Source organism: Cupriavidus sp. SIMBA_020 (assembly GCF_046535395.1).
In the GTDB taxonomy this organism is placed as follows: Bacteria; Pseudomonadota; Gammaproteobacteria; order Burkholderiales; family Burkholderiaceae; genus Cupriavidus; species Cupriavidus campinensis.
Map to the genome: position 1 here is coordinate 1 of NZ_JAWRWU010000157.1, position 365 is coordinate 365.

The window sequence follows — 365 nt, forward strand, 5'->3', positions numbered from 1 at the left end:
GTCGGCGCTGGACCCGGAGCTGGTCAACGAGGTGCTGGCGGTGGTGCGCGAGCTGGCCGCCGACGGCATGACGCTGCTGATGGTGACGCACGAAATGCGCTTTGCGCGCGAGGTCTGCGACCGCGTGGTGTTCATGCACCAGGGGCGCGTGTACGAGATCGGGCCGCCGGAGGAAATGATCACCGTCCGCATCCTGCTGTCGCTGACCGGCATGGGCTTGTTGGCGGGCAGCGCCTACGGCGTGGTCCGTGCCCGGGACGCGGACGCATGGCATACCGCCACCGGCCAACGGCGCCGGCTGCAACTGGAAGATGGCTCCTAGCTCTATCTCGATACGGCCACCCGCGTGACGCTGGAGTTCAACG

Annotated in this window: 1 pseudogene; it reads left to right on the top strand. The window is 67.9% G+C overall.

Going from position 1 to position 365, the window contains the following annotated elements:
* Positions 1–322 (top strand): annotated as a pseudogene (locus tag SB751_RS28605) (hypothetical protein); the annotation flags it as partial.
* Between the last annotated feature and the right edge of the window lie 43 nt (positions 323–365).